24 protein-coding genes and 1 tRNA gene are annotated in these 26,301 nt (G+C 59.4%); 12 read left to right on the forward strand and 13 right to left on the reverse strand.

The window, feature by feature from the left end; all coding sequences use genetic code 11:
* The 4 genes from O6929_09625 to O6929_09640 form a co-directional block, all read right to left on the reverse strand.
* The coding region (locus O6929_09625) for a hypothetical protein (GenBank protein MCZ6480644.1) at window positions 1-533 on the reverse strand (533 nt) is incomplete at its 3' end.
* A 52-nt stretch (window positions 534-585) separates the two neighbouring features.
* Complete coding sequence (locus O6929_09630) at window positions 586-2,088, reverse strand: acetyl-CoA carboxylase biotin carboxylase subunit (GenBank protein MCZ6480645.1); 1,503 nt, start codon at window positions 2,086-2,088, stop codon at window positions 586-588.
* Window positions 2,089-2,121: 33 nt separating this feature from the next.
* On the reverse strand, window positions 2,122-2,559 hold the full coding sequence (locus O6929_09635) for a four helix bundle protein (protein MCZ6480646.1): 438 nt from the start codon (window positions 2,557-2,559) through the stop codon (window positions 2,122-2,124).
* An 88-nt stretch (window positions 2,560-2,647) separates the two neighbouring features.
* Window positions 2,648-4,198 (reverse strand): acyl-CoA carboxylase subunit beta, encoded by a 1,551-nt coding sequence (locus tag O6929_09640; GenBank protein MCZ6480647.1) that lies wholly within the window; start codon window positions 4,196-4,198, stop codon window positions 2,648-2,650.
* A 157-nt stretch (window positions 4,199-4,355) separates the two neighbouring features.
* On the opposite strand from O6929_09640, the gene O6929_09645 reads away from it, so the two are divergent.
* The 12 genes from O6929_09645 (at window position 4,356) to dctP (ending at window position 16,508) form a co-directional block, all read left to right on the forward strand.
* Window positions 4,356-4,751, forward strand: a complete 396-nt coding sequence (locus O6929_09645) for a response regulator (protein MCZ6480648.1) — start codon at window positions 4,356-4,358, stop codon at window positions 4,749-4,751.
* A 430-nt stretch (window positions 4,752-5,181) separates the two neighbouring features.
* Window positions 5,182-5,266 (forward strand) — tRNA-Leu (locus O6929_09650).
* Window positions 5,267-5,612: 346 nt separating this feature from the next.
* On the forward strand, window positions 5,613-6,239 hold the full coding sequence (locus tag O6929_09655; protein MCZ6480649.1) for a hypothetical protein: 627 nt from the start codon (window positions 5,613-5,615) through the stop codon (window positions 6,237-6,239).
* Window positions 6,240-6,370: 131 nt separating this feature from the next.
* Window positions 6,371-7,555: a TonB family protein gene (locus O6929_09660; GenBank protein MCZ6480650.1), complete on the forward strand. Its 1,185-nt coding sequence runs from the start codon at window positions 6,371-6,373 to the stop codon at window positions 7,553-7,555.
* Between the two features lie 29 nt (window positions 7,556-7,584).
* A complete protein-coding gene (locus tag O6929_09665) occupies window positions 7,585-8,901 on the forward strand; it encodes a hypothetical protein (protein ID MCZ6480651.1) in 1,317 nt (438 codons plus the stop codon).
* Window positions 8,902-9,043: 142 nt separating this feature from the next.
* Window positions 9,044-10,522: a hypothetical protein gene (locus O6929_09670; GenBank protein MCZ6480652.1), complete on the forward strand. Its 1,479-nt coding sequence runs from the start codon at window positions 9,044-9,046 to the stop codon at window positions 10,520-10,522.
* Complete coding sequence (locus O6929_09675; GenBank protein ID MCZ6480653.1) at window positions 10,519-11,736, forward strand: VWA domain-containing protein; 1,218 nt, start codon at window positions 10,519-10,521, stop codon at window positions 11,734-11,736. The genes O6929_09670 and O6929_09675 overlap by 4 nt, the downstream gene beginning before the upstream one ends.
* A 14-nt stretch (window positions 11,737-11,750) precedes the next feature.
* Window positions 11,751-12,641, forward strand: coding sequence for a MotA/TolQ/ExbB proton channel family protein (locus O6929_09680; GenBank protein MCZ6480654.1), 891 nt, complete (start codon window positions 11,751-11,753; stop codon window positions 12,639-12,641).
* 444 nt (window positions 12,642-13,085) lie between these two features.
* Window positions 13,086-13,481, forward strand: a complete 396-nt coding sequence (locus tag O6929_09685; protein ID MCZ6480655.1) for a biopolymer transporter ExbD — start codon at window positions 13,086-13,088, stop codon at window positions 13,479-13,481.
* A 165-nt stretch (window positions 13,482-13,646) separates the two neighbouring features.
* Window positions 13,647-14,303, forward strand: coding sequence for a hypothetical protein (locus O6929_09690; GenBank protein ID MCZ6480656.1), 657 nt, complete (start codon window positions 13,647-13,649; stop codon window positions 14,301-14,303).
* Window positions 14,300-15,217 (forward strand): TRAP transporter TatT component family protein, encoded by a 918-nt coding sequence (locus O6929_09695; GenBank protein ID MCZ6480657.1) that lies wholly within the window; start codon window positions 14,300-14,302, stop codon window positions 15,215-15,217. Before O6929_09690 ends, O6929_09695 begins: the two co-directional genes overlap by 4 nt.
* 97 nt (window positions 15,218-15,314) lie before the next feature.
* Window positions 15,315-16,508 (forward strand): TRAP transporter substrate-binding protein DctP, encoded by a 1,194-nt coding sequence (dctP, locus tag O6929_09700; protein ID MCZ6480658.1) that lies wholly within the window; start codon window positions 15,315-15,317, stop codon window positions 16,506-16,508.
* 175 nt (window positions 16,509-16,683) lie between these two features.
* On the opposite strand, the gene O6929_09705 is transcribed toward dctP, so the two are convergent.
* From O6929_09705 to O6929_09745, 9 genes are all read right to left on the reverse strand, one after another.
* Window positions 16,684-16,881, reverse strand: coding sequence for a hypothetical protein (locus O6929_09705; protein ID MCZ6480659.1), 198 nt, complete (start codon window positions 16,879-16,881; stop codon window positions 16,684-16,686).
* A gap of 379 nt (window positions 16,882-17,260) precedes the next feature.
* Complete coding sequence (locus O6929_09710; protein MCZ6480660.1) at window positions 17,261-17,950, reverse strand: 7-carboxy-7-deazaguanine synthase QueE; 690 nt, start codon at window positions 17,948-17,950, stop codon at window positions 17,261-17,263.
* 323 nt (window positions 17,951-18,273) lie between these two features.
* Complete coding sequence (locus tag O6929_09715) at window positions 18,274-19,311, reverse strand: isochorismatase (protein MCZ6480661.1); 1,038 nt, start codon at window positions 19,309-19,311, stop codon at window positions 18,274-18,276.
* Between the two features lie 100 nt (window positions 19,312-19,411).
* On the reverse strand, window positions 19,412-20,389 hold the full coding sequence (locus O6929_09720) for an ABC transporter permease (protein MCZ6480662.1): 978 nt from the start codon (window positions 20,387-20,389) through the stop codon (window positions 19,412-19,414).
* A gap of 2 nt (window positions 20,390-20,391) precedes the next feature.
* Complete coding sequence (locus tag O6929_09725) at window positions 20,392-21,360, reverse strand: ABC transporter permease (protein ID MCZ6480663.1); 969 nt, start codon at window positions 21,358-21,360, stop codon at window positions 20,392-20,394.
* Window positions 21,361-21,366: 6 nt separating this feature from the next.
* Window positions 21,367-23,472: an ABC transporter substrate-binding protein gene (locus O6929_09730; protein ID MCZ6480664.1), complete on the reverse strand. Its 2,106-nt coding sequence runs from the start codon at window positions 23,470-23,472 to the stop codon at window positions 21,367-21,369.
* A gap of 184 nt (window positions 23,473-23,656) precedes the next feature.
* On the reverse strand, window positions 23,657-24,007 hold the full coding sequence (secG, locus tag O6929_09735) for a preprotein translocase subunit SecG (GenBank protein MCZ6480665.1): 351 nt from the start codon (window positions 24,005-24,007) through the stop codon (window positions 23,657-23,659).
* 185 nt (window positions 24,008-24,192) lie between these two features.
* Entirely contained in the window at window positions 24,193-24,954 is a 762-nt protein-coding gene (gene tpiA / locus O6929_09740) for a triose-phosphate isomerase (protein MCZ6480666.1), read from the reverse strand.
* A gap of 94 nt (window positions 24,955-25,048) precedes the next feature.
* Entirely contained in the window at window positions 25,049-26,239 is a 1,191-nt protein-coding gene (locus tag O6929_09745) for a phosphoglycerate kinase (GenBank protein ID MCZ6480667.1), read from the reverse strand.
* Between the last annotated feature and the right edge of the window lie 62 nt (window positions 26,240-26,301).

Consider the following 26,301-nt stretch of genomic DNA (forward strand, 5'->3'; position numbering starts at 1 on the left):
TCGATGACGACGAGGGCATGCCCCCCTCCAACCGCCTCACCCTCCTTGACTCGAATCTCCTGCACGGTACCGGGTCCGGCTGAGCGGAGTTCATTCTCCATCTTCATGGCCTCGACCACAATAATGCCATCGCCGGCACCGACCTGGTCCCCCACACCGACCAAGAGCCGCACCACCTTGCTGGGCATCGGGGCGATGATGACCTGTCGCCCTTCCGGACCCTCTTCCGCCTTCCGGGTAATAGCCTTTATACGCTTCTCCCGTTCGGTCAGCACCTCCACATCGTGGACCTCCCCGTGCACCCCCACCGTATAGGGACTCACGCCTTTGATGATGTCGACTTCGTAGGAGGTACCGTCCACCAGGAGGGAGTAGCATCGGTCCGAGATCCTGACGCAGTCCACCTCCCAGGTGACCCCGTCCACTGAGATCCGAAAGATGGATCCTTCCGGCTCTGCCACCTCGATGCGATACTCGCGTCCGTCACTCTCAGCAATATACTGCATCACCCGATACCCGATGACCGAGGGCATTTCCAATTTCGAATTTCGAAATTCGAATTTCTAAGAGCCGTGAACCCCCCCGCTAGCCGCGTCTCAGTCCTTCGCGACGGGCCGCGAGCGTCCACGCGGATCCAGCGACACCCCGGCCTACGGGGGCTGCGGGCCTCCGTTCCTGCTCGGCAATGTGTGCATGAATCGCGGCGGCCACGATTGCGACATCCTTGTGGCGGGGCTCGCCGCCCTCCTGCTGCGCCAAAAACCTGTCGATGAATGTAGTATCCATGTCTCCCTCCACGAACCGAGGGTCCGACATGACCTCGAAGAGGAAAGAGACCGTGGTCTTGATCCCGGCAACGAGATAATCCTGCAACGCCTGCCGCATCCGGCTGATGGCCTCGGGCCGATCTTTCCCCCAGGCGACGAGCTTGGATATCAGGGGATCGTAATAGATCGGCACCTCAAATCCCTCGTAGACCCCGCTGTCATTCCGGATGCCTGGCGCACTCGGGGGTCGATAGAGGGTGATCCTTCCGGGAAAGGGAGTAAAGCGGTTGGTCGGATCCTCAGCATAGATCCGGCACTCGATCGCATGGCCCCGCGGCTGCACCTCCTCTTGACGCAGGGAGAGGGACTCTCCGGCGGCGATCCGCACCTGGCTCTTGACCAAGTCGATCCCCGTGGTGAGCTCGGTCACCGGATGTTCCACCTGCAGGCGGGCGTTGATCTCCAAGAAATAAAAATTCCGGTCGGTATCGACCAAGAACTCCACGGTCCCCGCATTCTGGTAGCGGCAACCTTTGGCCAAAGCCACCGCGGCCTCTCCCATCCGCCGCCTGAGGTCTGGCGTCATGAAGGGAGAGGGGGACTCCTCCACGACCTTTTGATGCCGGCGCTGCAGGGAACACTCACGCTCTCCGAGATAGAGCGTGTGACCCGTGGCATCGGCAAGGATCTGCATCTCGATGTGCCGCGGACGGGTCAGATACTTCTCAACGAAGATGGCATCGTCACCGAAAGAGGATTGCCCCTCCGAGCGGGCTGCCCGAATGGCCGACTGAAGCTCGGCCTCTTCCCCGACAATCCGCATCCCCTTTCCCCCGCCGCCGGCTGCGGCCTTGATGAGGAGCGGAAAGCCGATCTCCTGTGCCCGCGGGAGGATCTCTTCATCGCGCAGATTTTGGTCGGTCCCAGGCACGGTCGGCACCCCGACTTGCTTGGCCAGGCGGCGCGAGGCGGTCTTGGATCCACACAGTCTCAAGGTTTCGGAGGAGGGGCCGATGAAGACGAACCCTGCCTGTTCGCAGGCCTCGGCAAAGGTGGGATTTTCCGCGAGAAAGCCATAGCCGGGGTGGATGGCCTCAGCCTGACTCTGCCGGGCAATCTCAAGGATCCGATCCACCCGGAGGTAACTCTCGGCCGAGGGAGATGCACCCACCCAATAGGCCTCATCTGCCTTTCGCACGTGCAGCGCCGAGCGGTCGGCATCGGAGTAAATCGCCACCGTCCCGATCCCCATCTCCCGGCAGGCCCGGATGACCCGCAGCGCGATCTCTCCGCGATTGGCAATGAGTATCTTTCGAAACATGTCTTCAGTCCCCCGTCCCCCGTCCCCCGTCCCCTATCCCCAGTGCCCAGTGGTAGTCCTACGTCTCACGTGCCCGTCTGCCGCCCGCAATCTTCTCCCTCCGGCCTCCGCTTGACGACCTAGGTAGCCCAGGAATCCGCCGATAAGAGCTCGGATTTCTTCCAACTTGGCGTATAGTTTTTGCAAATCACGCGACGGCAGTTGGCCACGATCTAGGGCCAAGTATAGATGCGATTGAAGTTCCGCGGCTGATCGCCTCGCATAAACGAGAAAACGAGCAAACTCCCCGTCAGATTGCGACTCAAAGCCTTCTGCAATGTTCGCCATGATCGAAATAGAAGCCCGATCGATCTGCTCCTTCAAAGCCCCGTCCCGGGATAATGAGCGGCTGCGGGTCACCTGGACCAGCATTCCTGCCAGCTTCCTTGCCTCCTGCCAAGCCTGAATATCTTCGAACCGTTCGATCTTCACGTCGAGTCTCTCTGAGGGAGTATCGGTGAGAAAGGGGAGACCGTTGGCGAACTGAGACAGGGGACCGGGGACTTCGGACCGCGGACTCCTATAACGGGATGTTACCGTGCTTTTTCGGGGGATTGGTGTCCCGTTTGGTGGCCGTCAACCGCAGGGCATTAATCAGCTTCGGACGGGTCTCTTTCGGCTCGATCACGTCGTCGATGTACCCTTTCTCTGCCGCCACGTACGGATTTGCAAATTTATCCTTGAATTCCTCGACCCGTTCAGCCCGGAAGGCCTCGACGTCTGTCACCTTGCTCAAATCCCGCCGGAAGAGAATATTCACCGCTCCCTCGGGCCCCATCACGGCGATCTCCGCCGTCGGAAAGGCCAGATTGTAATCGGCCCGCATGTGCTTGGACCCCATGACGCAATAGGCACCCCCATACGACTTGCGGACGATGACCGTGAGCTTCGGCACCGTGGCCTCGCCATAAGCGAAGAGGAGCTTTGCCCCATGCTTGATGATCCCGCCGTGTTCCTGGCTGGTGCCTGGGAGATACCCGGGGACATCCTCCAAGGTGATGATGGGAATGTTGAAGCAGTCGCAGAAGCGGATGAACCGGGCGGCCTTGATGGATGAATTGATGTCGAGGCAGCCTGCCAGCACCATCGGCTGGTTGGCGACGATGCCCACTGTCTGGCCGTCCAGCCGGGCGAATCCGACAAGGATGTTCTGAGCGAGATGCTCCTGCACCTCGAAGAAATAGCGGTCATCGACGACTAATCGAATCAGCTCCTTCATGTCATACGGCTTGTTGGGATTGTCGGGCACAAGCGCGTTCAGGGCCTCGTCCATCCGGTGGGGGTCGTCGGTCGTGGGCCGTCGAGGCGCTTCCTCAAGGTTGTTCTGGGGGAGAAAACTGAGGAGCTCCCGGATGGCGAGTACGCCTTCCTCTTCTGAATCCACAGCGAAGTGGGCTACGCCGGACGTGGCATTGTGGGTCATCGCCCCTCCGAGCTCTTCGAAGGTCACCTCCTCTTGCAGGACCGTCTTGATGACATCCGGCCCGGTGACAAACATGTAGCTCGTCCCCTTCACCATGACGGTGAAGTCCATCAGGGCGGGTGAATAGACAGCCCCCCCTGCGCATGGTCCCATGATCGCGGCAATCTGGGGGATGACCCCCGAGGCCAGAACGTTCCGCAAGAAGATGTCGGCATAGCCAGCCAGGGAGTCGACCCCCTCCTGAATTCTGGCCCCTCCGGAGTCGTTGAGGCTGATGAGGGGAACGCCCATCTTCACCGCGAGGTCCATGACCTTACAGATCTTCTGCGCATTGGTCACGCTCAATGTTCCGCCAAGGCTGGTGAAATCGTATGCAAAGAAATAGACCTGCCTGCCATCAATGGTGCCGTAACCCGTGACTACGCCATCCCCCGGGATCTTTTGCTTCTCCATCTCGAAATCGGTACACCGGTGGGTGACCAGCATATCGAGTTCGGTAAAGCTGCCAGGATCGAGCAGCAGATCTATGCGTTGCCGCGCGGTGAGTTTACCCGCCTTGTGCTGCCGTTCGATCCGCTCGGGGCCTCCGCCGGCCAGCGCTGCTTCCTTCCGCCGCCGCAGCTCCTTGAGTTTGTCTTCAATCGACATCGTCCTTCACCCCTCTCTCACGCGAAAAATAGGTGTTTTTACATACCAGCGATCTGAACAAAAGTCAATCAGATATTTGCCCCCCGGATCCGGCGATGAAGCACCTCTCGCTGTGGCATAAGGATTGCTACAGAAGGAATCACTGACGGAGCATGCCATGGGAAATATTCTCATCGTTGAAGATGACTCCATGAATATGGAGCTGGCCCGTGATGTTTTGGAGTCCAGCGGATACCAGGTGTGCGGCGTCGACTCGGCGGCCGAGGCCTTGCAGGTCCTCAAAGAGGCCTTACCCGATCTCATTCTCATGGACATCCAGCTCCCCGGGCTCGACGGACTCGAGCTCACCCGAACCTTGAAGCAGGACCCGAGGAAGAAGGACATCATCGTCGTTGCCATGACCGCCCACGCCATGAAGGGAGATCGGGAACGGATCCTCGAGGCCGGGTGCAGCGGCTACATCGCAAAACCCATTGATACGCGGGAACTGTGTCGGGAAGTGGCTAGACACCTCCCCCCACCCGAGCGCCCCAACAACCTTTCAGCGGACTAGTGCCCCTCCAACTAATTCTTCCTAAACACCGCGAGCTTCTCCAGGGGCACTGAGGGGTTGTAGGAGTGTTCCTCCCCGAGGCTCCCCTACGCCTGGGGGGTGCTCAGCGAGGCAAGCGCCGAGCGCCGAAGGGGGGCCTGCCCCCCGAGTACTGACTGTGGACCGATGACCGACGACCGAAAAAGGACCCCTTGGTCCCTTACGGTCATCGGATAACGGTCAACGGGCATCGGTCGCTAGTTGGTGCGGCACTAGCCCCATCCCTCGACCATTACGCATTCTCTAGGCCCGCTCCGGCACGGCCAATACGCAAGCATCCCCCGATCAACAGCCGCGGCCCCGCAAGCCCTTCAAAAGCCTGTCTTTGCATGGCTTCTGGCGATTTTCTCGTTGACATCTTCCCCTGTAAAACTAAAATAATAAAGCCCGTGCCGAAGTGGCGGAATTGGTAGACGCGCACGCTTGAGGGGCGTGTGGGGTAACCCGTGGGGGTTCGAGTCCCCCCTTCGGCACCAAGGACTCTCGCACGTATGCTCTCGCTCCTCTATCCCCGCCAACGCTGCCGCCCCCACGGCCAGAGATGCGCGGGCAGGAGACGAGTCGGGAGGTGTTTCTGTCCCCGAAGCCGTGATGCACATGAACAGCCATTCATCGATGGGAATAGTGTCAGAGGAAGGTGCACCATTGTCGGGACCGCGGACCTGCGGGCCGGCGGGAATTTCCCGAGGACTCTGGATGTTCACTGCGATACAGGAATGTGAAATAAAGCCCTCGACAACCCGTCAAACATGGTAGGGAGATGAGACCCCAGCTCAGAAGATAAACCAAGAGACGGGCGGCGAACGCGGTAAGGAGGGAAAGGTGATGCGGAAATTGATGAGTCTCATCGCTGCCGTTGCCCTCGTCAGTGCCTGTGCGAACCGGCCACTCACCTCTCAGGAGCAGGGGGCCCTGACCGGGGCCGCCCTGGGCGCGGTAGCAGGATCACTCATCGCAGCCGGCACCGGAGGCAATACTGCGACCGCCGCTGCCGCCGGGATGGGTCTCGGGGCCCTAACCGGGGCGATGGTAGGTGGCGCCATCGAGAACGAGCGGGCGGAAACGGGCAACCCCCCCACTTCAGCCGCATCCACATCCACCCAGTCCACGGCAGCAGCGCAGGCCGCTCAGCCGTGGTCCGGAACTTATAACCCGACTGCCGGAACCATAGACCCCACCGTGGGAAAGTTCGTCAACGGCACGCGATGGCAGCTCGAGATCTACGTTGACGCCGACCCGCAGGATTTGGATGGTGCCGCGGGCATCACGTTAAACCCCCAGCAGTCCCAGCCGCAAAACCTGGACCTGGGGCCCCACCGAATCATTGCCCAGGCTTACGTCGAAACGCAGTTCGGGACCCGAACAGTTGGGCGGTACGACCGGACAGTCCAGGTGGATCCGCGAGGCAGCGGCTGGACACTCCACTTTACCGAGGGTGATTTCCGCTAAGTCCTTCGATTCATAAGTTCTGTGTCGAACTTATTTACTCAGGACTTAGTGCTGAGTGACCAACATCTCTAATGTAATTCACAAAAATACGTAACCGTATTTGCGAATCGAAGCACTAAGGGAGTGCTGCAGTGGCGCACGGGAAGAGATGGAAAGGCCTCGGTGGCGTTGGGGAGAAGCTCACCGGGAGGCTGGAGACGTGGCTGAGCGGCTGGGAGCAGAGCCGGTTCCTTTCGGCCTATAATCGGTTCCGCCGCCGGTTTTCAGGACCTCCCGTTCCCGGCCTGCCCGAGAGCAGCACCTTAGATCCCTTTGTTTTCATGTCTGTAGGGATCCATCTCCTGATTCTCCTCCTCATCTATCTCTTGGCTGCCCAGACCCTCTCTCTAGCCGAGCGCCCCCCCATCAGCGTCCGGATCCTCGAGACCAAGGCTCAAGCGCCAGCCCGTGCGCGCAAGCAGAAACCACTCCGCCAAGCAAAGAAACGGACAGCGCAGAAGAAACCGCGGCAGAAGCCCAAACCCAAGTCCGTTCCACAACCCAAGCCAACTCCACCAAAGCAAGTGGCAAAGCCGAAGTTTACGCCCAAGACCCTTCCCAAGGTCGCAATGGTCAAACCGCACGTCCCCAAACCACTCCCTAAGACAGTCCACAAGGAGACGCTCACTGCGCCAAAGCTAGAGACCCCTTCTCCGGAACGCGTGTTACCTGAAAAGGGGCTCCTGCCGATGCCGGTGAAACCCTTTGAGGCTGAACCCGTTCCGGGGGGACCACCGAGAGAGGTTCCTCGATCATTCACCGCTCCACCCCCTTCGGCACCTGCAGAGGTTCCGACTGAAATCGCTCCACTCCCCGCTCCCAGCCCGACGGCCTCGGTGAGCCCCACACCCTCTATGCCGACAGAACTCGGCGAGACGACGGTCGAAGGATTTCAGCAGCCCACCGGGCCCGTCGTGGTCCCGGAGCGCTTTTTGAAAGCGGGAAGACCCCAGACAACCCCGGGAGCGGCCTTGGAGCTCATCGACACTTCTGATCCGGACTTCACAGAATATTTCGAGCTGATCAAACGCCGGGTGTTTGCGGCCTGGCGCTATCCTGAAAAGGTCCGGGGCGTCCACAAGGTCTCGCTTCGGTTCAGTCTGGACCGGGTGGGAGTGGCCCGTGGGATTCAGGTCATCCGGTCCAGCAATGCTGAGCTCAACGCGAGCGCGGCAGATGCCATGGACCGGGCATCGCCTTTTCCCCCGATCCCGGAGAAGTTTCGAGCCCTGGTCGGACAGCCACTGACGCTGATCTTCACGGTGACGATCCGATGATGAACGATGCAGCCAAATTTGGATCATGCATGCGGCCTGCTCGATGGATACTTTCCCTCCCGATACTCCTGGTGATGGTCGCCCTGGCCTCGGCCGCGCCTCGCAAGCCGAAGGCGGTCTTCCACTACGACGACGAGGGACAAATCGCCCGCCAGGAGGTCGACACAAACAACGATGGCAAGATCGATGTCTGGACCTTCTATGTCAAAGGCGAGATCGACCGACAGGAGGAGGACCGGGACTTCAACGGGAAGGTGGAGGTGTGGTCCTTTTATCTTCGGGGGAAACTGGATAAGCAGCGGGTGGATACTAACGGGGACGGCAAACCCGATATCTGGTACTTTCTCGGGTCCCAAGGACAGGTGAACCGGGCCTGGAAGGATACCGATTTTGATGGCCAAGTGGACTTCTGGGGCTACTACAGTGGCGACAAGCGCGAGCGGGAGGAACAGGACCTAAACCAGGATGGCACGCCGGACCGTTTCCTCTTTTTCACCAAGGGCAAACTCACGCGGAAGGAAGAGGCGGGGAATCGGGATGGCAAAATTACCGTGCGAGAGATCTATGACCCGCAAGGCAATGTCATCCGGAAGGAGGAGTTTCGCGCAGGCAAGAGCACACCCCGCCTGGTGAGCCTCTACCAAGGAGGCAAACTCACTCGACAAGAGGAGGACAAGAACGGCGATAGTCGCATTGACCTCTGGACTTTCTTCGACGGGAATGGTGAAATCGTCCGGCGTGAGGTCGACACCAACCGGGATGGCAAGCCAGATGTCTGGGCCCATTACGTTGACGGAAAGCTGGTCAGGCAGGAGGAAGATCCGAAGGGGATCGGCACGCCCACGCTCATCTATTACTATGAACGGGGGATTCTGATCCGGCGGGAAGAGGACCGTCAAGGACGGGGCAAACCGGACATCATTGCATATTATGAAAAGGGGAAGATTCGACGACAGGTGGAGTTTAACCACCCCGGAAACGAGCCGGATGTGATTACAGAGTTCCAAAACGGCAAGCCAATCCGTCAGGAGATCTCTACCAAGACCAACGGCATTCGGGATCTCACTCGGTACTTCAAAGGGGAACAGCTACTTCGGGAGGAGGTCGACACGAACGGGGACAGGAGGCCGGATCTTTGGGTCTTCTATCGAAACGGGGCGAAGATCACCCAGGAGGAAGACCTCAACTTCGATGGTCAACCCGATGTCCGGTATCGCTTCCGGAGGGGCCGGGTGAGCGCAAAGGAGGTCCTGACCGATCAGGGGTCGGGTGTGTCTCCCCAACCGGCGACCGTAGAGCAAAGCAGTCCGCAGTCAGCTGTCAGCAGTCAGCAGGGACAGCAGTAAGCGATCAGCTGTCAGCCGTCGGCCATCAGTGGTCAGCCATGAGGCTCGAATCCTTTTCCCCAAGAGTTCCTCGTGCCGGCTGCTCAGAGCTGAGTGCTCATAGAGCTTCAAGTTCTTCTAAGAACGGCGAGGGGACACCACGATGAGGCGTCAACGCTTCTGGGTTGTTCCGATCGTATGGCTACTGATCGGCGGGTGCGCCACCTCGGGGACAGGGTCTCGCGGTGGTTCTTCGGTCGGGGTGAGCGGTGGCAGCGGCGGCGTGAACGTCTCGGCCGGGCTCTCCTCGGGACCAGACCCAGTGATGAACTCCATGATGATGGGGGCTGCGATGGGGGCCATGGGGGGGCCGATTGGATTAGGGGTCGGGGCAGTCGTGGGTCTTATCCGCGGACTCCACATGAAGTCACAGTTCGAAAAACAGGCCAAGAACGAAATGACCCGACAGGAACAGATCGACAAAGAGCTCGAACGGCAGATCGAGGCTAAACAGAAAGAGGCTACCCGAAGTGGGATGGGGGCGAGTAGCGGACTCATCCTCGTTGAAGACCATCTGGCACCGGAGGAGAGGGAGACCGCGCCGATCCAGGCGCCGACCACTTCGCTATCAGCCGGAGAGGGCCTCGTCCTGCTCGCCGACAACACCGCCCCCCCCAAGCCCCAAGGGTCTATCTCGACGCAAACCCAGGTGCCTTCCCCAGTGGTTTCACCCGAAATTCAAACCGGCGAAGGGGAGGACACCGAGACGGCAGAGGCCCGCAGGGCGCTCAAAGAGCAGCTCGCGGCCGCCCGGGAGCGGACGCGAAAGCTGCATGCTGCACTCCAGGGGACCCCCGCCCCCGCGAAAACGCCATGGTTCACCAGCATCCCAGCGACGGAGCCTCGCCCGACGATCGATTCCGAAGGATTCCTCCCGGTCTACCAGGGCGAGAGGCTCGTCCGGAAGGAGCGAGATGTCAATGGGGATAAGCGGCCGGATATCATTCGATACTATGATGAAACCGGGAGGCTGATCCGGCAGGAGGAGGATAGCCGTCTCGACGGCCGACTAGATACTTGGACCTTCCACGAAGCCGGCCGCGCTGTCCGCAAGGAATCCGATACGAATGGGGACGGAAAGGTGGACCTCTGGGCCTTCTATGACGGGGCAGGCAATATCGTTCGGACCGAGGCCGACAGCGACTCCGATAACCATCGAGACCACGTGATCGTGTATGCGCAGGGAGAGATGGTGGAAGAGCTACGTTACAGCCCGGGCCTCGAGCCCCCCCGGTTTATTGCTACCTATGCGAATGGCGTCCAGACCCGCAAAGCAGAGGATACCGATGGGGACGGTCGGATGAATCGTGTGACCGAGTACGATGGGTCCGGCCATGTCACGAAGATTTCCCGGGACACCGCGGGACAGGGCACCTTTAATCTCTTTGCATACTACGAACCGGAGACCGGCAACGTGCTTCGAGAAGAGGAGGACTTGAACGGGGATAACACAGTCGATGTCATCTCGTATTTCGAGAAAGGCCGCTTGGTCCGGCGGGAGTTCTTTGACCTGCCCGAGGATGGTTCCGTCACGCCCCACGTCCCTCTGGCCTCAGTCCCGTCGGAGGGGAAGAACCCATGAGCCGACGCGTCATCGTTTTCCTATTTTCTTCCTTTCTTTTCGTCAGCCTCGCCACCGCCGTTTCCGTCTGGGGTGACACCCGGGTGCAGGTCGGCATCGAAGCCCCGCAGCACGGGGCCACTATTTCAGGACCAAGCCGCGTCTCGGTGAGAGGACAGGCCCGAGCCTCGCGCGATTACCGACCGGCCCTGTTTGATCTCATGCTGATCCTGGATACCTCGGGAAGCACTCGGGCCCCCGCAGGCGTGCAGAGCGTGGGAGGGTTCGGGGATACCACCATTCTGGCCGCCGAAGTGAGGGCCGCGGAACGGCTCCTCGAAACGCTGGACCCCAGGAGTACCAGGGTCGGGATCGTCACCTTCGCCGGTGAGTACAACCGGTTCACGGGCTCGGGAATGACCAATCAGCCCAATGCGATCCTGGCACAGCCCCTCACCGTAAATTACCAAGAAGTTCGGTTGGCGTTACACCGGACCCTCCGGCGGGGTCCCAGCGGGGGAACCGACATGGCGTCCGGGGTGCGTCTGGCCGTGCGGGAGCTGGCCGCGCTTACGGGGGCCACCAGTTTTCCCCGGCCAGAGAGCCGGAAGGTGGCCTTCCTCCTGACGGATGGATTCCCTACGTTACCCTTCGGCCACGTCAATAGCATGGACCCCGGTGATATGGAAGTGGCAGTCCGGGCAGCCTCCGTGGGTGCCAAGGCAAATATCAAGATCCATACCTTCGCCCTGGGCATCGAGGCCGTTTCCGCCCCTTACGCCTGTACGCAGATCGCTCGGGTGACCGGGGGGACTTTCACACCGCTCCGGAGACCTGCAGACATCATCGAGGTATTACCCAAGACCTCCTTCGCCGATCTCGATATGGTCCTCGTCACCAATACCACCACCGGCCAGCCGGCCAGCGATCTGCGGGTCAATCCCGATGGCCGCTTTCAAGCGACCGTCCCCCTCGTTTCTGGAGTCAACCGGATCGCCGTTATAGTCCTTGCCACCGACGGGACCAAAGGGTCCGCCTCGGTCGAGGTTCGCTACAATCAAGAGGAGTCGCTCAAGCTGGAGGTGCTCCAGGACACCAAGGACCTGGAGCTCGAGCTTCAAGAGCTCCAAGAACAGAATCAGAAGCTGGAAGAAACCCTGAAACAGAAGAAAGAAAAAGAAGAGGAAAGGGCCCGCGAAAAGGCGCTAGAACTGGAGATCGGGCTCGACCGCTGAGAGGAGGAATCCCTGTGTACAAGCACGTATCCCGTCTGGGGCGGATCGCCGTGATCGCCCTTCCGCTCCTGATACTACCGGCGGGAAGTTGGGGGGCGGAGAAGGCTCCCCCGAAGGCATCCCCGCCCGCCCAGGAGGGACTTGTCCTGAGCTCTCGAGACACCCTGCTGGATCTCTACTTAAAAGGAGGCGTGGTGATGCACTTCATCACCCTCTGCTCCATCCTGGCCCTGGCGGTTCTCTTCGAGCGGTCGGTCAACCTGCGGAAGAAGAAGATTGTCTCCCCCCAATTCCTCGAGGAGATCCGGCGCCACTGGTACCGCCGTGAGGTGCAAGAGGCTATTACTGTCTGCAAGTCCCATGATATTGCCCTCTCCCGGATCGTGCGGGCTGGCCTTCTCCGGTTCAGCCAGGGGTCGAGGGAGATCGAGCGTGCGATCCAAGATGCCGGCCGGCGGGAGGCCACCCTCCTCAAGAAGAATCTGGGGCTCCTTGCCTTCCTGGCGAGTATCGCCCCGATGCTGGGACTCTTCGGGACAGTGCTCGGGATGATTAAGTCATTCGACGCCATCGCCCTCCACGGCTCGGGCGGGGGCAATGTTGGGTTTGTCGCGTCCGGCATTGCCGAGGCCCTCCTGACCACCGCCTGGGGGCTCATGGTGGGGATCCCGGCCCTCGGACTCTATCACTACTTCCGACGGAAGATTGAATTGCGGGTTCTCGAAATGGAGGGGGTCTGCGTGAACTTCCTGGAAGACCTCGCGATCCATCACGAGGGTGTGGCCCCGACGGTCCGCGAACGGGAGCCCGTCGTTGCCGCAGCCCGACCCGTCGCCAGGGGGGGACGTACCCCTCGGCCCGGAGGGGGCTGGGAGGGCGCCCCCAGCTTTAAACCGCCCTCCTAGTGCCGCACCAACTATTTCTCACTAGCATTCCGCGCTGGTGCGGTACTTCCGCTAGTCCCGAACGCCTTTCCCGAAGAGACTCTCGTCCCATCGGGACGGGGCGGGATTCGGCGCTCGGCGTTCGCCTCGCTGAGCATCCCCCAGGCGTAGGGGAGCCTCGGGGAGGAACACTCCTACAACCCCTCAGCGCCCCTGGCCCGCATTATTCACGAACGGAGTGTCATCGTGAATAATGCGTCCACGCCGCTGCGGCGGGACTCAAGGCTAGCCCTGAGCGACGTCCCGCAAACGCGGGGACTTCGGCGAGCTCAGTCGAGCCGCGGAGTCGAAGCCCGGAGGGCAGATTATTCACTTCTATGTGAATAATCCGGGCTGGCGGAACCCTGCGGTGCTTAGGAGGAGTGAGTTGGAGGGGCACTAGTTCCCAGGAGCGGGAGGTTATAGATGCAGTTTAGCGAGCCAGATGAGGAGCAGGCAGGGATCAATCTGACATCCCTGATCGACGTGGTCTTCCTTCTGCTCATCTTCTTCATGATCACATCCACGTTCATTAAGGTCGAGCGAAAGCTGGATCTAGAGCTGCCCGAGGCCAAGGCGGCTGAAGTGGAGCAGAAGGAGCGGAAACCGATCCAGATCGAAATGGACAGAGGGGGGCGGATCACCCTGGACGGTCAATTGGTGACCATGAAAGCGTTGGAGACAAGGCTCAAGGAGTTTCAGGGAAAGCGGAAAAGCGCTGTCGTCCGGGCCGACCGACGTTTGAAGCATGGGACGGTCACGGCCGTGCTGGGGCTCTGCCGGGATGCCGGGATCCGGGAGATCGCCATCGCGGTCAAATAAAACGGATAACCGTTATCCGATAACCGACGACCGTAAAGGAACGAAAGGCGCCTTTGGTCATCCGTGGTCGGTCAACGGTCGTCGGTCATCGGACGTCACTCGTCGAGTATCGGCGCACGAAATCCTCTCCGCTGCACGAAACACGAACTGTCTGGCTGAGGGACCGTGAGGGCATCAATCGGCACGGCTTTGCAATGCTACATTCGGATCCTCCTCGTCGGGGTGAGTGGTCTGATTCTGCTTTATGCGGCGAGGATAGCGCCAGCCCAGACCAACCCTACCCTTCCGATCCCGTCACGGCACGTGAGGATCTCCGCCACGGTCGTCCAGCAGAGCGACTCCAGAAGCTGGGGTTTCGGGCCCGAAAAAGGCATTGTTCCGGAAAGCGAATGGAAAAGCTCCCGGAGCAGTTCCACCTTCTTCCTCCTGGTGGCCGATGGGCAGGAGGGAAGGATTGCCATAGGTGAGAGCGTGCCCGATGGCCCGTGGTTTTACCAGTACAGCCTGAACCAGGGTTACATCGCGCGGGGCTCAGTTTTTCGAAGCGTCTCGACGGGCTTCAGGGTCATCCCCACTATTCTCCCCGGTGATCGCATCCGCCTGCAGATCACACCGGAGATCAGCTACTTCACCGATCAGGGGCAAGGCCACATCGCCTTTGTCGAGTCCCGTCTCGAGGCGGTGGTTGTGAACGGCCAGCCGGTCACCGTCGCCGCAAATCGCCATGAGACCGAGAGCGTCTTGTTCAACATCATGCGCGGATACGAATCGCGGACCGGGCTCTCCACCCTCGTCATGACCCTTACCCCCGAGATCCAGTGAAGGGTTCCTTTTCCCTCCTCCTGATTACCATGGCGGTTGTCGTCTCCGCCTGCAGTCCGATTCTCAAGCAAATGACGATCTCCTCGGCAACAGAGATCTTCCAGGACGGCCAGGTAACTTTCTACCGGGAGGGCGATCTCCGACTGGCGGAGCAGGCTCTCGCCTCCAACCTAAAGCTCCTTGAAGTTTTTCTCCAGACCTCTCCCGACAATCAGGAATTGCTCCTGCTGGCCTCTCAAGGCTTCGAGGCCTACACCTTTGCGTTCGTCGAGAAAAAGATCGCCACGCACCGCACTGATCCTCAGCTTTCTTCTCTCCATCGCGAGCGCGCCCGCCGTCTCTACCTCCGAGGCCGCAATTACGGTCTGCGCATTCTCAAACTTCGGCACGAGCCGTTTGCCACGGCTCTTCACGCGGACCTGCCCGCCTTTCGGGAGGCGCTGCAAGTCTTTCAAAAGGAAGATGTCCCCGCCCTGTTCTGGACAGCCTACGGATGGGCGGGATCCATCAACTGGAGCCGCACCCGTCCGGAGATGGTGGCGGACCTTCCCCGTGCCGTGGCGATGATGCGCCGCGCCTTAGAGCTGGATGAGGAGTACTTTTATGCCGGGCCCCACCTTTTCTTCGGCGTCTACTATGCCTCGCGTTCCCCAGCATTAGGGGGGGAGCCCTCTCGGGCAAAGTCCCATCTCGACAGGGCCTTGGATCTGACCGGAGGCAAGTTCCTCCTGGTGCATCTTTTCATCGCCGACCCCTTCGCGGTCCAGACTCAGGATCGTGCCCTCTTCGAGACGCAGCTCCGCCTGATCCTCGATGCCCCGGACGATCTGTTTCCAGAGCAGGAGCTGATGAATCAGGTCGCCAAGGCCCGAGCCCGGCTCCTCTTGGAGAGGATAGATGAATTGTTCCTGTAGAGCGAAAACCGATGACCGCCTAACGACGACCGATGACCGACGACCGATGACCGCAAATCTCAGGAGAGCGGAAACGAACGGCGGGAGACTTGAGCCAATGGGGCAGCCGGCGAGGGGAGCAGATCCTGAGAGACGTCCGTGCGGGGCGAGCGGCTCGCGGGTGGTGGAAGCCAGGTCCTCGTCCTCATCGAATGACCTGTCGACCGATGACAGAAGCAAGGGCCTTTTACGCTTTCTCGATCGTCGGTTTACGGTCATAGGTCGTCGAATAGCGGCCCTTCTCATCGGACTTCTATTCCTCACCCCCCATGGAGTGCTCGAAAGCGCCGGCCCCTTCCGAATCAATGGTTCGGCTCCACTCACCATAAAATTTGCCACGCTCGCCCCCGAGGGCTCCACGTGGATGTTGACCCTTCGGGAAATGGATGCAGAGTTACAACAACGGAGTAGCGGGCGTATCCGTTTTATTTTCTATCCGGGAGGGGTGCTAGGAGATGAGATCGATGTTATCCGCAAGATTCGCATCGGACAGCTCCATGGTGGAGCCTTCTCCGGAGTGGGTCTCGGCTCCGTACTCCCCTCGGTCCGCGTCTTAGAACTCCCACTGCTTTTTGAGGGGGCAGACGACGCAGACTTTGTCACCGGGCGACTTGAAGAGAATTTTGCGCGAGCCTTCGAGAAGCGGGGATTTGTCTTCCTGGCCTTCGCCGAAGCCGGCCCCGTCCATATCTTCTCGCAGAACGCAATCCGTCGCCGCCAAGACCTGAAGGGCATCAAGCTTTGGACCTGGTATGGAGACCCGCTAGCTGAGGCCCTGTTCCGGACCTATCAGGTTGCAACTGTTCCGCTCGCACTCCCCGATGTATTCCCATCCCTCCAAACGGGTCTGATTGATGCATTCTACGCCCCGCCGCTCGCTGCCATTGCGCTCCAGTGGTTCAACCAAGTCTCCTATATGTCCTCACAATGGCTTACCCGCGCGATCGGCGGGATGCTTATCTCAAGATCCCGCTGGCGGACAATCCCAGAAGATCTGCGGATCACCCTGAAGGATGTGGCCAAGAAGTATGCCCGGCAGGTGGTCGTCAAGACACGACGGGAAAACCAGGAAGCGCTGACCGTCCTGAAGCGAAACGGTATCCAAATAGTGGACCTCGACCCGGCAGAACGGCATCACCTCCTCAAGGCGAGCCAACGGGTCTGGGAGGACCAGGCGGGCAGGCTCTATCCGCGATCGCTCCTCGATCAGGTTAAATCGCTCTTGCGACAGTACCGGGGCAAAGGGTCGTGAGGTGGTCCCCGCCGTGATGGCTCCACAGCGCGTCATCCTGATTTTTTTGACTTGCCTTGCACCACTACCCGCCTTTGCAGCCACTTCGCCAATTCCCTTCCCTATAGAGGTCCTCGATGAGAGGGCGAAACAGAAGGTCGAGACCCTCCTGAATGATCACACTCTCAAGCGTTCCCTATCGCTCGAACATCCGATTCTGAATCGTCCTCTTCACCAATTCCTCCTTGACCGCCCGGACGTCGGGGCCGCGATTTCCCGAAGCCTTGCGATCGGCAACTACACGATCACGCGAGTAGGTCCGGACCTGTTTCACGGACATGACCCGGATGGGGTCGAAGGGGATATGGAAATCCTCTACCGGGATGAAGGACATCGGGTGTACTTTGCGGAAGGAATCGCCGAGGGGGCGTTGATCACGTTGCGAGGGAAGACCGTAATCTTTCAAGAGTCTCAGTACGGGAGGGCCGATCATGGGCAGGAGTGGGTAAAGAGCCGGCTCACCATATATGCCAAAATTGAAAATCCGATTCTTGCTTTCTTTATCAAGATTTTTGAGCCACTCGTTGGAAAACTAGTGGACCCCAAGCTCAGCAAAGCACAAGGTGTGGTTCGGCAGGTGAGTGAGTTGATGGTTCAAGACCCGCAAGAGAGCTACGGGCGGATTGCAAAGTCTGGCGAACTGTCAACCGAAGACCTCATGACTCTTCGAAAGTTGATGAAATTCCCTGAACCCTCAGCCCGCGAAAGAGAAATTAGACGCCGCGCTGGAGCCCCCAGAGGAGTCGGTGTAGTTGCGGCAGGATGCGATAGGGAAAGCCACGCTGGCGGACATAATCCGCCAGACCAGAAAGGACAGCCTTGTACTCGGACACCAAACCGTTTGGCTGGAGGATCACCTTGGCGCTGGGAAGGCCACGACTCTCGACAAATTCCTGGACCTCTGGCAGATCGATGACCGGATCGCAGATGACAAACTTCAGATAGAAGTTCTGGGTCTTGCCGAGCCAATCCAGGGAACCCCATTCACGCTCCATTCCCGCATTTTTGAGCTTCGGTGAGACAGCCCAGTGGCGTACCACGTCGAGTAACGCCTGTTCCGGCGTGTGTAGTCCATTGGTCTCGACCACGACTTGATAGCCCCCCGCGTCGAACGCGGTGACGAGGGGCAGGATCGGCTGAAGCAGCGGCTCGCCACCGGTGATGGTAACAAGAGGCGCCCTGGGTTCCTCCCGAAACCATCCCAGTATCTCCTCCATCGTCATTGAACTGTAGTCCTTCTCTTCCACTGCATGATCCTGATCCAGCCAGGTGTACTTTGTATCGCACCAGTTACACGTGAGGTCGCACCGGTAGAGCCGGACGAAGTGGGAAGGGATACCCATCACTTCTCCCTCCCCCTGGATCGAGGTAAACAGCTCGCTTACCTTAAAGCTCGTGTCCATAATTAAAAACTGTACGGTGTCAACTCCATGCTGTCAACGACTTCATCAGTCTGGCTATCAGTGCTCAGCCTGGAACGGTGTGAGGTGTCAGGGATGAGGTATTCGGTGTTCGGTGAGGCCGGCGAGGGGAGGAAATCCTGAGGAAGGTGGAAACTGGCTTGCGTACGGCCGGGGTCCCGCCGCCGGAGCGTAGCAGAGGCGGGGGTGGCCGTCCTGATGCATTCTGATCCGCTTTGCACGTAATAGAAATCTATCACCAGGGCACCCCGCGGAACTTTCCGCCGACGAAGGATGCCTTCCCGAGCCGGCGGACCGGACCGCTCTCAAAGCTTAATGCCGGGCCATCGGTCCATCGGATCGGTTGAACGGACGACGTGCATTCCCGCATCAGCGAATCTCTGGAATGCGGCATCCGCCTGATCCGAGTAATCGATGACCCCCGGGACAACCACGGGAGACGTACAATCTTCTAAGAGATACACTTTCTCGACCAAGCTCCGGTCTCTGGCAAGCACATGCTCCAACAGGTCCTCGATCGTCCAAGCGACACAGTGACTCTTGGCCTGTCCAGTGATGAGGACTGCATCAAATTGCAAGAGCTTCTCGAAAAACTTGTCGCTCTTTTGGCCGATCGGCTCTCCCTCCGGGCCTTCCAACACCTCAGGCCCAAAAGCGGAATAATGCTCGGTAAACGGATTGTCTCCTGTGACATGGAAATCCGGTTGACTATACCGGGCTACGCTATGGAAGAAGATGGCTTCCTCAACAGATGAAACAAGGGCATGACCGATCCCTCCCAACATGGCATGATATGGCCAGATGGTGAGGTCATATTTACCGCTCTTTTTTAGTTGGTGCGTATAGAAGATGAGGTGTCGCTGCCCGTAATTCTCGGTGATCTGAAGAGTGTGACAAAGGGCAGGGTTGAATTTCCAGAGGCCGTTCTTTATATCCTCTTCAGAAACGAGGGTGAAGGGTGCCGGATGTTCCCCACGGTCATTGACCAGATAGATCGCATGAAAAATCTGCATCGCCTGGTGTGTATCCATCGTCGGACAAATTTGGGTAATCACATCAAGATTTCGATAAATGAAATCGCACAGCCTTCGATTGTCGTCCACCGCTCCTGTCCCTGAACGTGCACCGACATATAACTCAAATCCGGGAATACAAAACGTATTTTGTATATCTATCGCTACAAAACAGATTTTGAATCGGTCGCCGCGTGCGGGCGGTATGTGATGTTGCTTCACCCAATTCGAAGCTTCACGGGCCCGCTCCTCATAGGGAACTTTCCAGACCTGACCCACTTTATCTGGGTGGAAGTGAGGTGGGATCGGAAGTTCACGGCGTGCCGTCATTTTCCTTTGCCTCTCGGTAATTACTGTACCCTTGCCTTAAGGCGAACTATAGACCCCGGGCTAACCTCCGTCAAGCTGACGCTACCTCAGTGTGTTGAGTCTACAGCTGTCGAAGCTTGGGATTGAAGGCCTCCCTGAGCCCCTCCCCGAAGAGGTTGAAGGCGAGCACGACAATCAGGATCGCCGTGCCGGGGATAATGGTGAGCCACGAGGCATCGAACAGAAAATTCTTCCCGTCTGCGAGGATATTCCCCCACGTCGCGTCCGGGGGCGGAACACCGAACCCGAGGAAGGAGAGGCCTGCCTCGGTCAGGATCGCATAGGCGATCCCCAGGGTGGCCGAGACTAGGACCGGGGCGATGGCATTCGGGATGAGGTGGCGGAGGATGATCTGGGGACCCGGGACCCCGAGCGCATGCGCCGCCTGGATAAAGTCCTGCTCGCGCAGCGCCAGGATCTCGGCGCGGACGAAGCGCGCCGTTCCGGTCCAACTGGTGATACCGATCACGACCATAATATTCCATATCGACGGCTTCAGGACGGCCACAACTGTTAGAATTAGGAAGAACGATGGGAAAGAAAGGAACACATCAATGAGACCGGCAATCAGGGTGTCCCAAGTCATCAGCCGGAGAGCCCCGATTCCGATCCGCACGCGACCGTAGTACCCAGCGATGCCTCCCAGGGTGATCCCGATGGCGACCGCAATGCCGACAGCCACGAAGCCGACCAAGAGAGAGACGAACGCCCCCTCGAGCATGCGGGCAAAGACATCGCGTCCAAGATCATCCGTGCCAAGCAGATAGATGCCGAGGCGTGGCAAGTCCTCTGCGGGGACTGCCTGGGGGTTGGGTAGCGACAGTGGGGGCTTGAACTTGTCCGCGAGCCTCACCTGCCGGGGGTCGAGAACCGGGCTTTCCCCCTTCGTCAGAAGCAGACCCAGGACGGCCACGACGAAAAAGACGACGCAGGCCAGCATGCCTGCCACGGCAGTCCGGTTCCGGAGAAAGAATCGCCAGGCGAGGCGGGAGGGGGAGACCGTCACCTCCGAGGGTCGTGACTCTGTCCACGTCGCCATCGTTACTCGGCCTCCAGCCGGATCCGTGGGTCCGCCACCATGTAGAGCACGTCCGAGAGCAACGTCCCCAGCAGGGTCAAGACCGCCGCGATGAAATTCAGGCTAATCACGATCGGGTAGTCGCGGCTCAGGATCGCCTCGTAGCCTAATCGCCCGATCCCCGGCCATGCAAAGATTGTCTCAATAATCACACTGCCGCCGATCAGTGCCGGGACCAGCAGACCAAGCATCGTCACGAAGGGGAGCAGGGCATTGCGCAGGGCGTGCTTATAGAGGACGGTATCCTCACTCAACCCTTTGGCCCTGGCGGTCCGCACGTAGTCCGAGTTGATGACCTCGAGCATCTGCGAACGCACATACCGCGACAGGACGGCAATCCCCGCGGTCGCCCCGAGGACCGACGGCAGGACCAGGTGCCACGTCCGATCCATGAGGCGCAAAGGGGCCGCGACTCCCTCGCGTCCAAACGTTCTCAGTCCGATCACATCCACGTGGAAAGTCTGGACGACGAAGATAATGAGGAGATATGCAAGGTAAAACCCCGGTACAGAAATCAGCGCGAAGACGATGACGGTCGTGACCTTGTCAAAGAGCGAGTTCCGACGGATGGCGCTAGCGATCCCCAGTGGAAAGGCATAGCACCAGATGAGGACCGTCCCGACCAGGAAGAGAGGGAAACTGTTCCAGAACCGTTCGATGATCTTTGGCAAGACCGGCTGGCTGTCTTTGAAGGCACGCAGTTCTCCGGTAAAGAGCTTGCGATAGAACAGGACGTATTGAACGTAAAGTGGCTTGTCGAGGTCAAACGCCTTCCGATAGCGCTCAAGCTGCTCACGGGTAAACCGCGGGTTCAGGGGATCGATCTGGCTCGGTTGTCCCGGGGCGAGATGGATGACGGCGAACGAGATCACCGAGACAAAGAAGAGGGTCCAAAGTTTCTTCCACCCAATGCGGAGCAGCGCGGAGAGCATTTTACCTCAATAGGCCGCGAGCACGGGTTCTGAGGTCTTTACCCACTGGTTGAAATGGAAGTTGATTCGACCCAGCTTATCGGCAACAATCGGCAGGTATTGGGGCGTCCCCTCGGGATCCCGGACCATCCGAACGAGTTTCCGGTCGAGAAGGGTGAGGCCCTTGCCGACGAAGAGGAACGTGTAGGGCTGGTCCTGGGCGATCAGCTCGTGCAAACGTCTCGCCATTTCGACCTGCCGCGCACGGTTATACTCCTGGCGGATGCGGATCATTAAGGCATCCGCCTCCGGATTGGAATACCCGACGAAATTGAGCTGGAAGTGCCCCATCTGGCTCGAGTGAAAGATCTGGTAGAGATCTGCATCCAGCCCCATGGACCAGCCGAGAATCAGGGCGTCGAAATCCCCCTTGTCCACTCGCTCGTTGATGAACACCGCCCACTCCATGATGAGGGTCTCCACTTTGATTCCCAGGCGGCGCCACGCGTTCTGGGCAACCACCATCACGGCCTTCCGGACCTCATTACCCAAATTGGTGATCAAGGTAAAGGCCAAGCGCTTTCCATCCTTTTCGAGCCATCCTTCGGCGTTCCGGGTCCACCCGGCCTCGGCGAGAAGACGGAGTGCCCCCTCAGGGTCGTAGGGGAGTGGCTTCACTGCTGGGTTGTAGAACTCGGTCTGCTTTGGATAGGGACCGGTGGTCCGCTCCGCCTGGCCGTAAAGAACATAGTCAATGATCTCTTGGACGTTGATCGCCATGCCCAACGCCTTCCGCACGCGGACATCCTGGAAGATCGGTCGCCGCATGTTGTAGCCAATGTACGTGTAACCTAACCCGAGCCGCGAGAAGTTCTGGAAGCGCGGATCGTGCTTCAACCGCTCCACCTGATGCGGCTGCGCGCCGTAGGCATCGCTCGTGCCCGCATAGAAGGTCAGCTCGGCCGTCAGCAGATCGGGAATGACCCGGTACAGATACTCGCGAAGGTTTGGTGAGCCCTCCCAGTAATCTCGAAAACGCCTCAGGCGGATAAACTGGTCGGTCTTCCACTCGGCGAATCGAAAGGGGCCCGTCCCGATCGGTGCTCTATTGAACGCGGAATCGCGGATGGAATAGGTCTTGGGATCTCGGCCAAGGCGGATTGCCTCTGCCTTGAGACGCTCCCGGTTCAGCAGGTGCTCCGGCAGTATCCCCATACCCCAGCTCCCGAACCCCGGCTCGAAGAGCCGTTTGTAGATGATCTTGACGGTGTACCGGCCGAGCGGCTCCACTGCCTTGACCGGCTCGAAGTCCGGAACCCGGGGTGAGAGGTTTTCCGGAGCCATGATCGCCTGATAGGTAAACTTCACGTCGCCCGAGTCGAACTCGTGCCCGTCCTGAAAGAGCACGCCCTTCCGCAGCCGAAATAGGACGACCGGGTTGTGCTCGGTTGCCGGGACGAGTGCGGCGGTCCGCTCCCGGGTGATGACCGGCTCAGCCGCCTCGACAAAGCGGGAAGGGTCGATCCGGTCCCCGTAGCCACCCAGCAAGCGGTTGAGCTTGACAAAGAAGTCTTGGTCTACCTCGCTCAGGGTGAACTTGACCCGGGACGGCTGATGCACCGTCACCTTCACCATACGCTTCTTCGGTTTGCCCGACTCCTGCCTCGGAATTGCCACTTCGATCTGTTCGATCTTCGATTGGCCGGGCAACAGCTCGATCTTCTGCACGAGTCGAAGGGCAGGATCGCGAGCTGCCCGTGCCTTTTCAAGATGGCGGAGGAGACGGTCGGCGGTCACTGGATTACCGTCGGGCAGGCGCTGCGTGTCATCCACGACCAGGTAGGCCTCCTCGAAAATGTCCCACGACTCGGCGAGCCGGCCGCGGAAGGCGAGGTCGAGGTTCCGATCGATCAATCCCTCGAAGACAAGGCTATTAATGTCGCTGCTGGCCGAATCCGCGGCGAGGGTGGGATTCAGGATGGATGCATCACCGATGGAGGTTTGAATATATCGTGTGAGGCGTCCGGGGTCCCCCTTCACCTGGTCCTCAAAGGTGGGTACCCAAAAGTAAGACTGGAGTAAGAAGAGGCTGACAAGGGTCGGAGCCAAGATCAGAATTTGCTTCACGCGCATACGCAACCTCGCGGTGCCAATTCCCTTGTGCTTCGAAACGCACACATAATAATGTGCAGGCGAACCATTAGAACAAGATTAGATGAGGATGAGAAGTCGCTCATGGAGGCCGGTGGAGACCGCTCTCACGCGAAATAGGGTTTGGCACGTGCGCCCGGTCATCACGGTCACGACAGAGTGTTCGTTACTGTGCCGAGGGGGGAGGTTCTGGCTGTGCCGGGACTGGCTCGGCTGGCTGCGCCGGGGCCGACTTTGCTGGCGCTGCCCTTACCGGCTCCTCCGGGATTACCGAAGTAGGTTGTTGTTGCCGGACGGCGTAGATCGTGAGGATGACCGAGGTCACCATAAACAGGGCAGCAAGTGCGGTGGTCATCCTATGCAGAAACGTGGTCGGTCCCCGACCTCCAAAGACGGTCTGAGAAGACCCCCCACCAAAGGCTGCGCCAATGTCTGCTCCCTTCCCGGTCTGGATCAAAATCACCCCGATCAAGGCTAAGCCCAGCAGGACATGCAGAATCAGCAGTACTGCGTGCATCGATCCTCCTTCTCTAATCGTTATTCGATGACCGTTGATCTGTGACCGTTATTCGACGACCGATCACCGTAAACCGATGACCGTAAAAGATTAATAGATACTTCTTCGGCCGTCGAAAGTCGGTCAACTATCATCGGTACTCGGTCTTCGGTCATCGGTGGTCGGTCACCGGTGGACGTCGGACTTTATACTTTCTCGAAACGCACAATCCGCGCAAAGGTATCCGCCTTCAGGCTCGCCCCACCCACTAATGCCCCGTCGATATCCCGCTCGGCCATCAGTCCATCGATATTGTCGGGCTTGACGCTCCCCCCGTAAAGGATACGGACTGCATTGGCCATTGCCTCCCCCCAGAGCTCAGCTAGTCGCTCCCGGATCAAGCTGTGAACTTCCGCTGCCTGTTCTGCACTGGCGGTGCGTCCGGTCCCAATAGCCCACACCGGCTCGTAGGCTACGGTGATTCCTTCCGCCGACTGAGCGGGAATGCCGCTCAACCCCCCCTGCAGCTGCCCCTCGACCACCTGAAACGTGCGACCGTCTTCCCGCTCTACCAAAGTCTCACCGACGCAGAGGATGGGGGTCAGTCGGTGCTCCAGGGCCGTCTTCAGCTTCCGGTTGACCTGCGGGTCGGCCTCGCCAAAGTACTGCCGTCTCTCGGAATGGCCCAAGATCACGTACCGGCATCCGACATCCTTTAGCATCAATGGGGAGACTTCGCCGGTAAACGCCCCTTCCTTTTCCCAGTGCATGTTCTGTGCCCCGAGACCGATCCGAGAGCCCTTGAGGGCTCCAGCCACTGCCGGCAAGGCGGTGAAGGGGGGGCACACCACCACCTCTGCCTCGTCGTCATGCTCCTCCAAAAGCGACTGGAGCTGTTTCACCAGCGCCACCGCATCAGCGGTGGTTAGGTACATCTTCCAGTTGCCCGCGATTAAAGGTATCCGCATCGCTCGTACACCGATGACCGTAAACCGATGACCGAGAAGAATAAAAAGGGACATCTGTTTCTGTTGTCGGTCATCGGACGTCGGTCGTCGAAATTTATTGCTTATCGGTTAAAGCCGCGATCCCGGGCAGTTCCTTTCCCTCGAGAAACTCCAAAGATGCTCCTCCCCCCGTCGAAATGTGAGTCATCTTATCTGCCACCCCTGCCTGGACCACCGCTGCCGCGGTATCTCCCCCACCGATGATCGAGCTACCCCCGCTAGCCGCGACTGCAGCCGCGACGGCCCAAGTCCCCTCATGAAATGGGGGAGTTTCGAAGACGCCCATGGGGCCGTTCCAGAGAACCGTCCGTGCCCCTTTGATTATCACAGCAAAAGCCTCTTGCGTCTTGGGACCGATGTCGAGGGCCATCCACCCCTCGGGAATTTCAGGGCCATCCACCACCCGAGTCGGGGCATTGGGCTCGATCCGTTCCGCCACGACATGGTCGGGAGGCAGCAGGAAGGGGACCTTGGCGGCCCGGGCCGCTTTCATCGTCTCGCGAGCCAACTCCAGTTTGTCCTCATCCACCAAGGACTTGCCCACCGAACCCCCTACCGCTTTCAAGAACGTATAGGCCATGCCGCCCCCGAGCAGGAACGTGTCCACCTTCTCGATCAGGTTCTTCAGGACCCCAATCTTGTCCGAGACCTTTGCCCCTCCCATGATCGCCACAAATGGATCTTCCGGAGCGGTGAGGAGCTTTCCGAGGTATTCGATTTCCTTTCTCAAGAGAAAGCCGCACGCCGCGACCGGGACAAAATGGGTAATGCCGGCCGTCGACGCATGAGCCCGGTGCGCAGCGCCGAATGCGTCGTTGACGTACACATCGCAGAGGTCCGCAAGGGTCCTGGCGAAATCCTCCGCATTTTTCTCCTCCTCCGGGTGAAAGCGCAGGTTTTCGAGGAGAAGGACTTCGCCGGGCCGTAGGGCTTTTACAGCCGCCTGCACCCCTGCTCCAATACAATTCTCGACCATTCGCACGGGTGCCGCGAGAAGCTGCGACAGATGTTCGGCAACCGGTTTCAGGGTGAACGCCGGGGAAGGCTTGCCTTTGGGCCGACCGAGGTGGGAACAGAGGATCACTTTTGCCCGCTGCTCACGGGCATAGCGGATCGTGGGCAAACTCTCCCGGATCCGGGTATCATCGGTCACCTGGCCGTCCTTCAGGGGGACGTTGAAGTCCACGCGGATCAGGATCCTCTTGCCCTTGAGCTCGACTTCGTCGATGCATACCTTATTAAACATTGGGCCCGTTCATGGTTGAGGGTTCATGGTTCAGAGTTCAGCCCAGCGTCAGTTCAGTCCGC

The organism is Candidatus Methylomirabilota bacterium (genome assembly GCA_027293415.1).
Lineage (GTDB): Bacteria > Methylomirabilota > Methylomirabilia > Methylomirabilales > CSP1-5 > CSP1-5.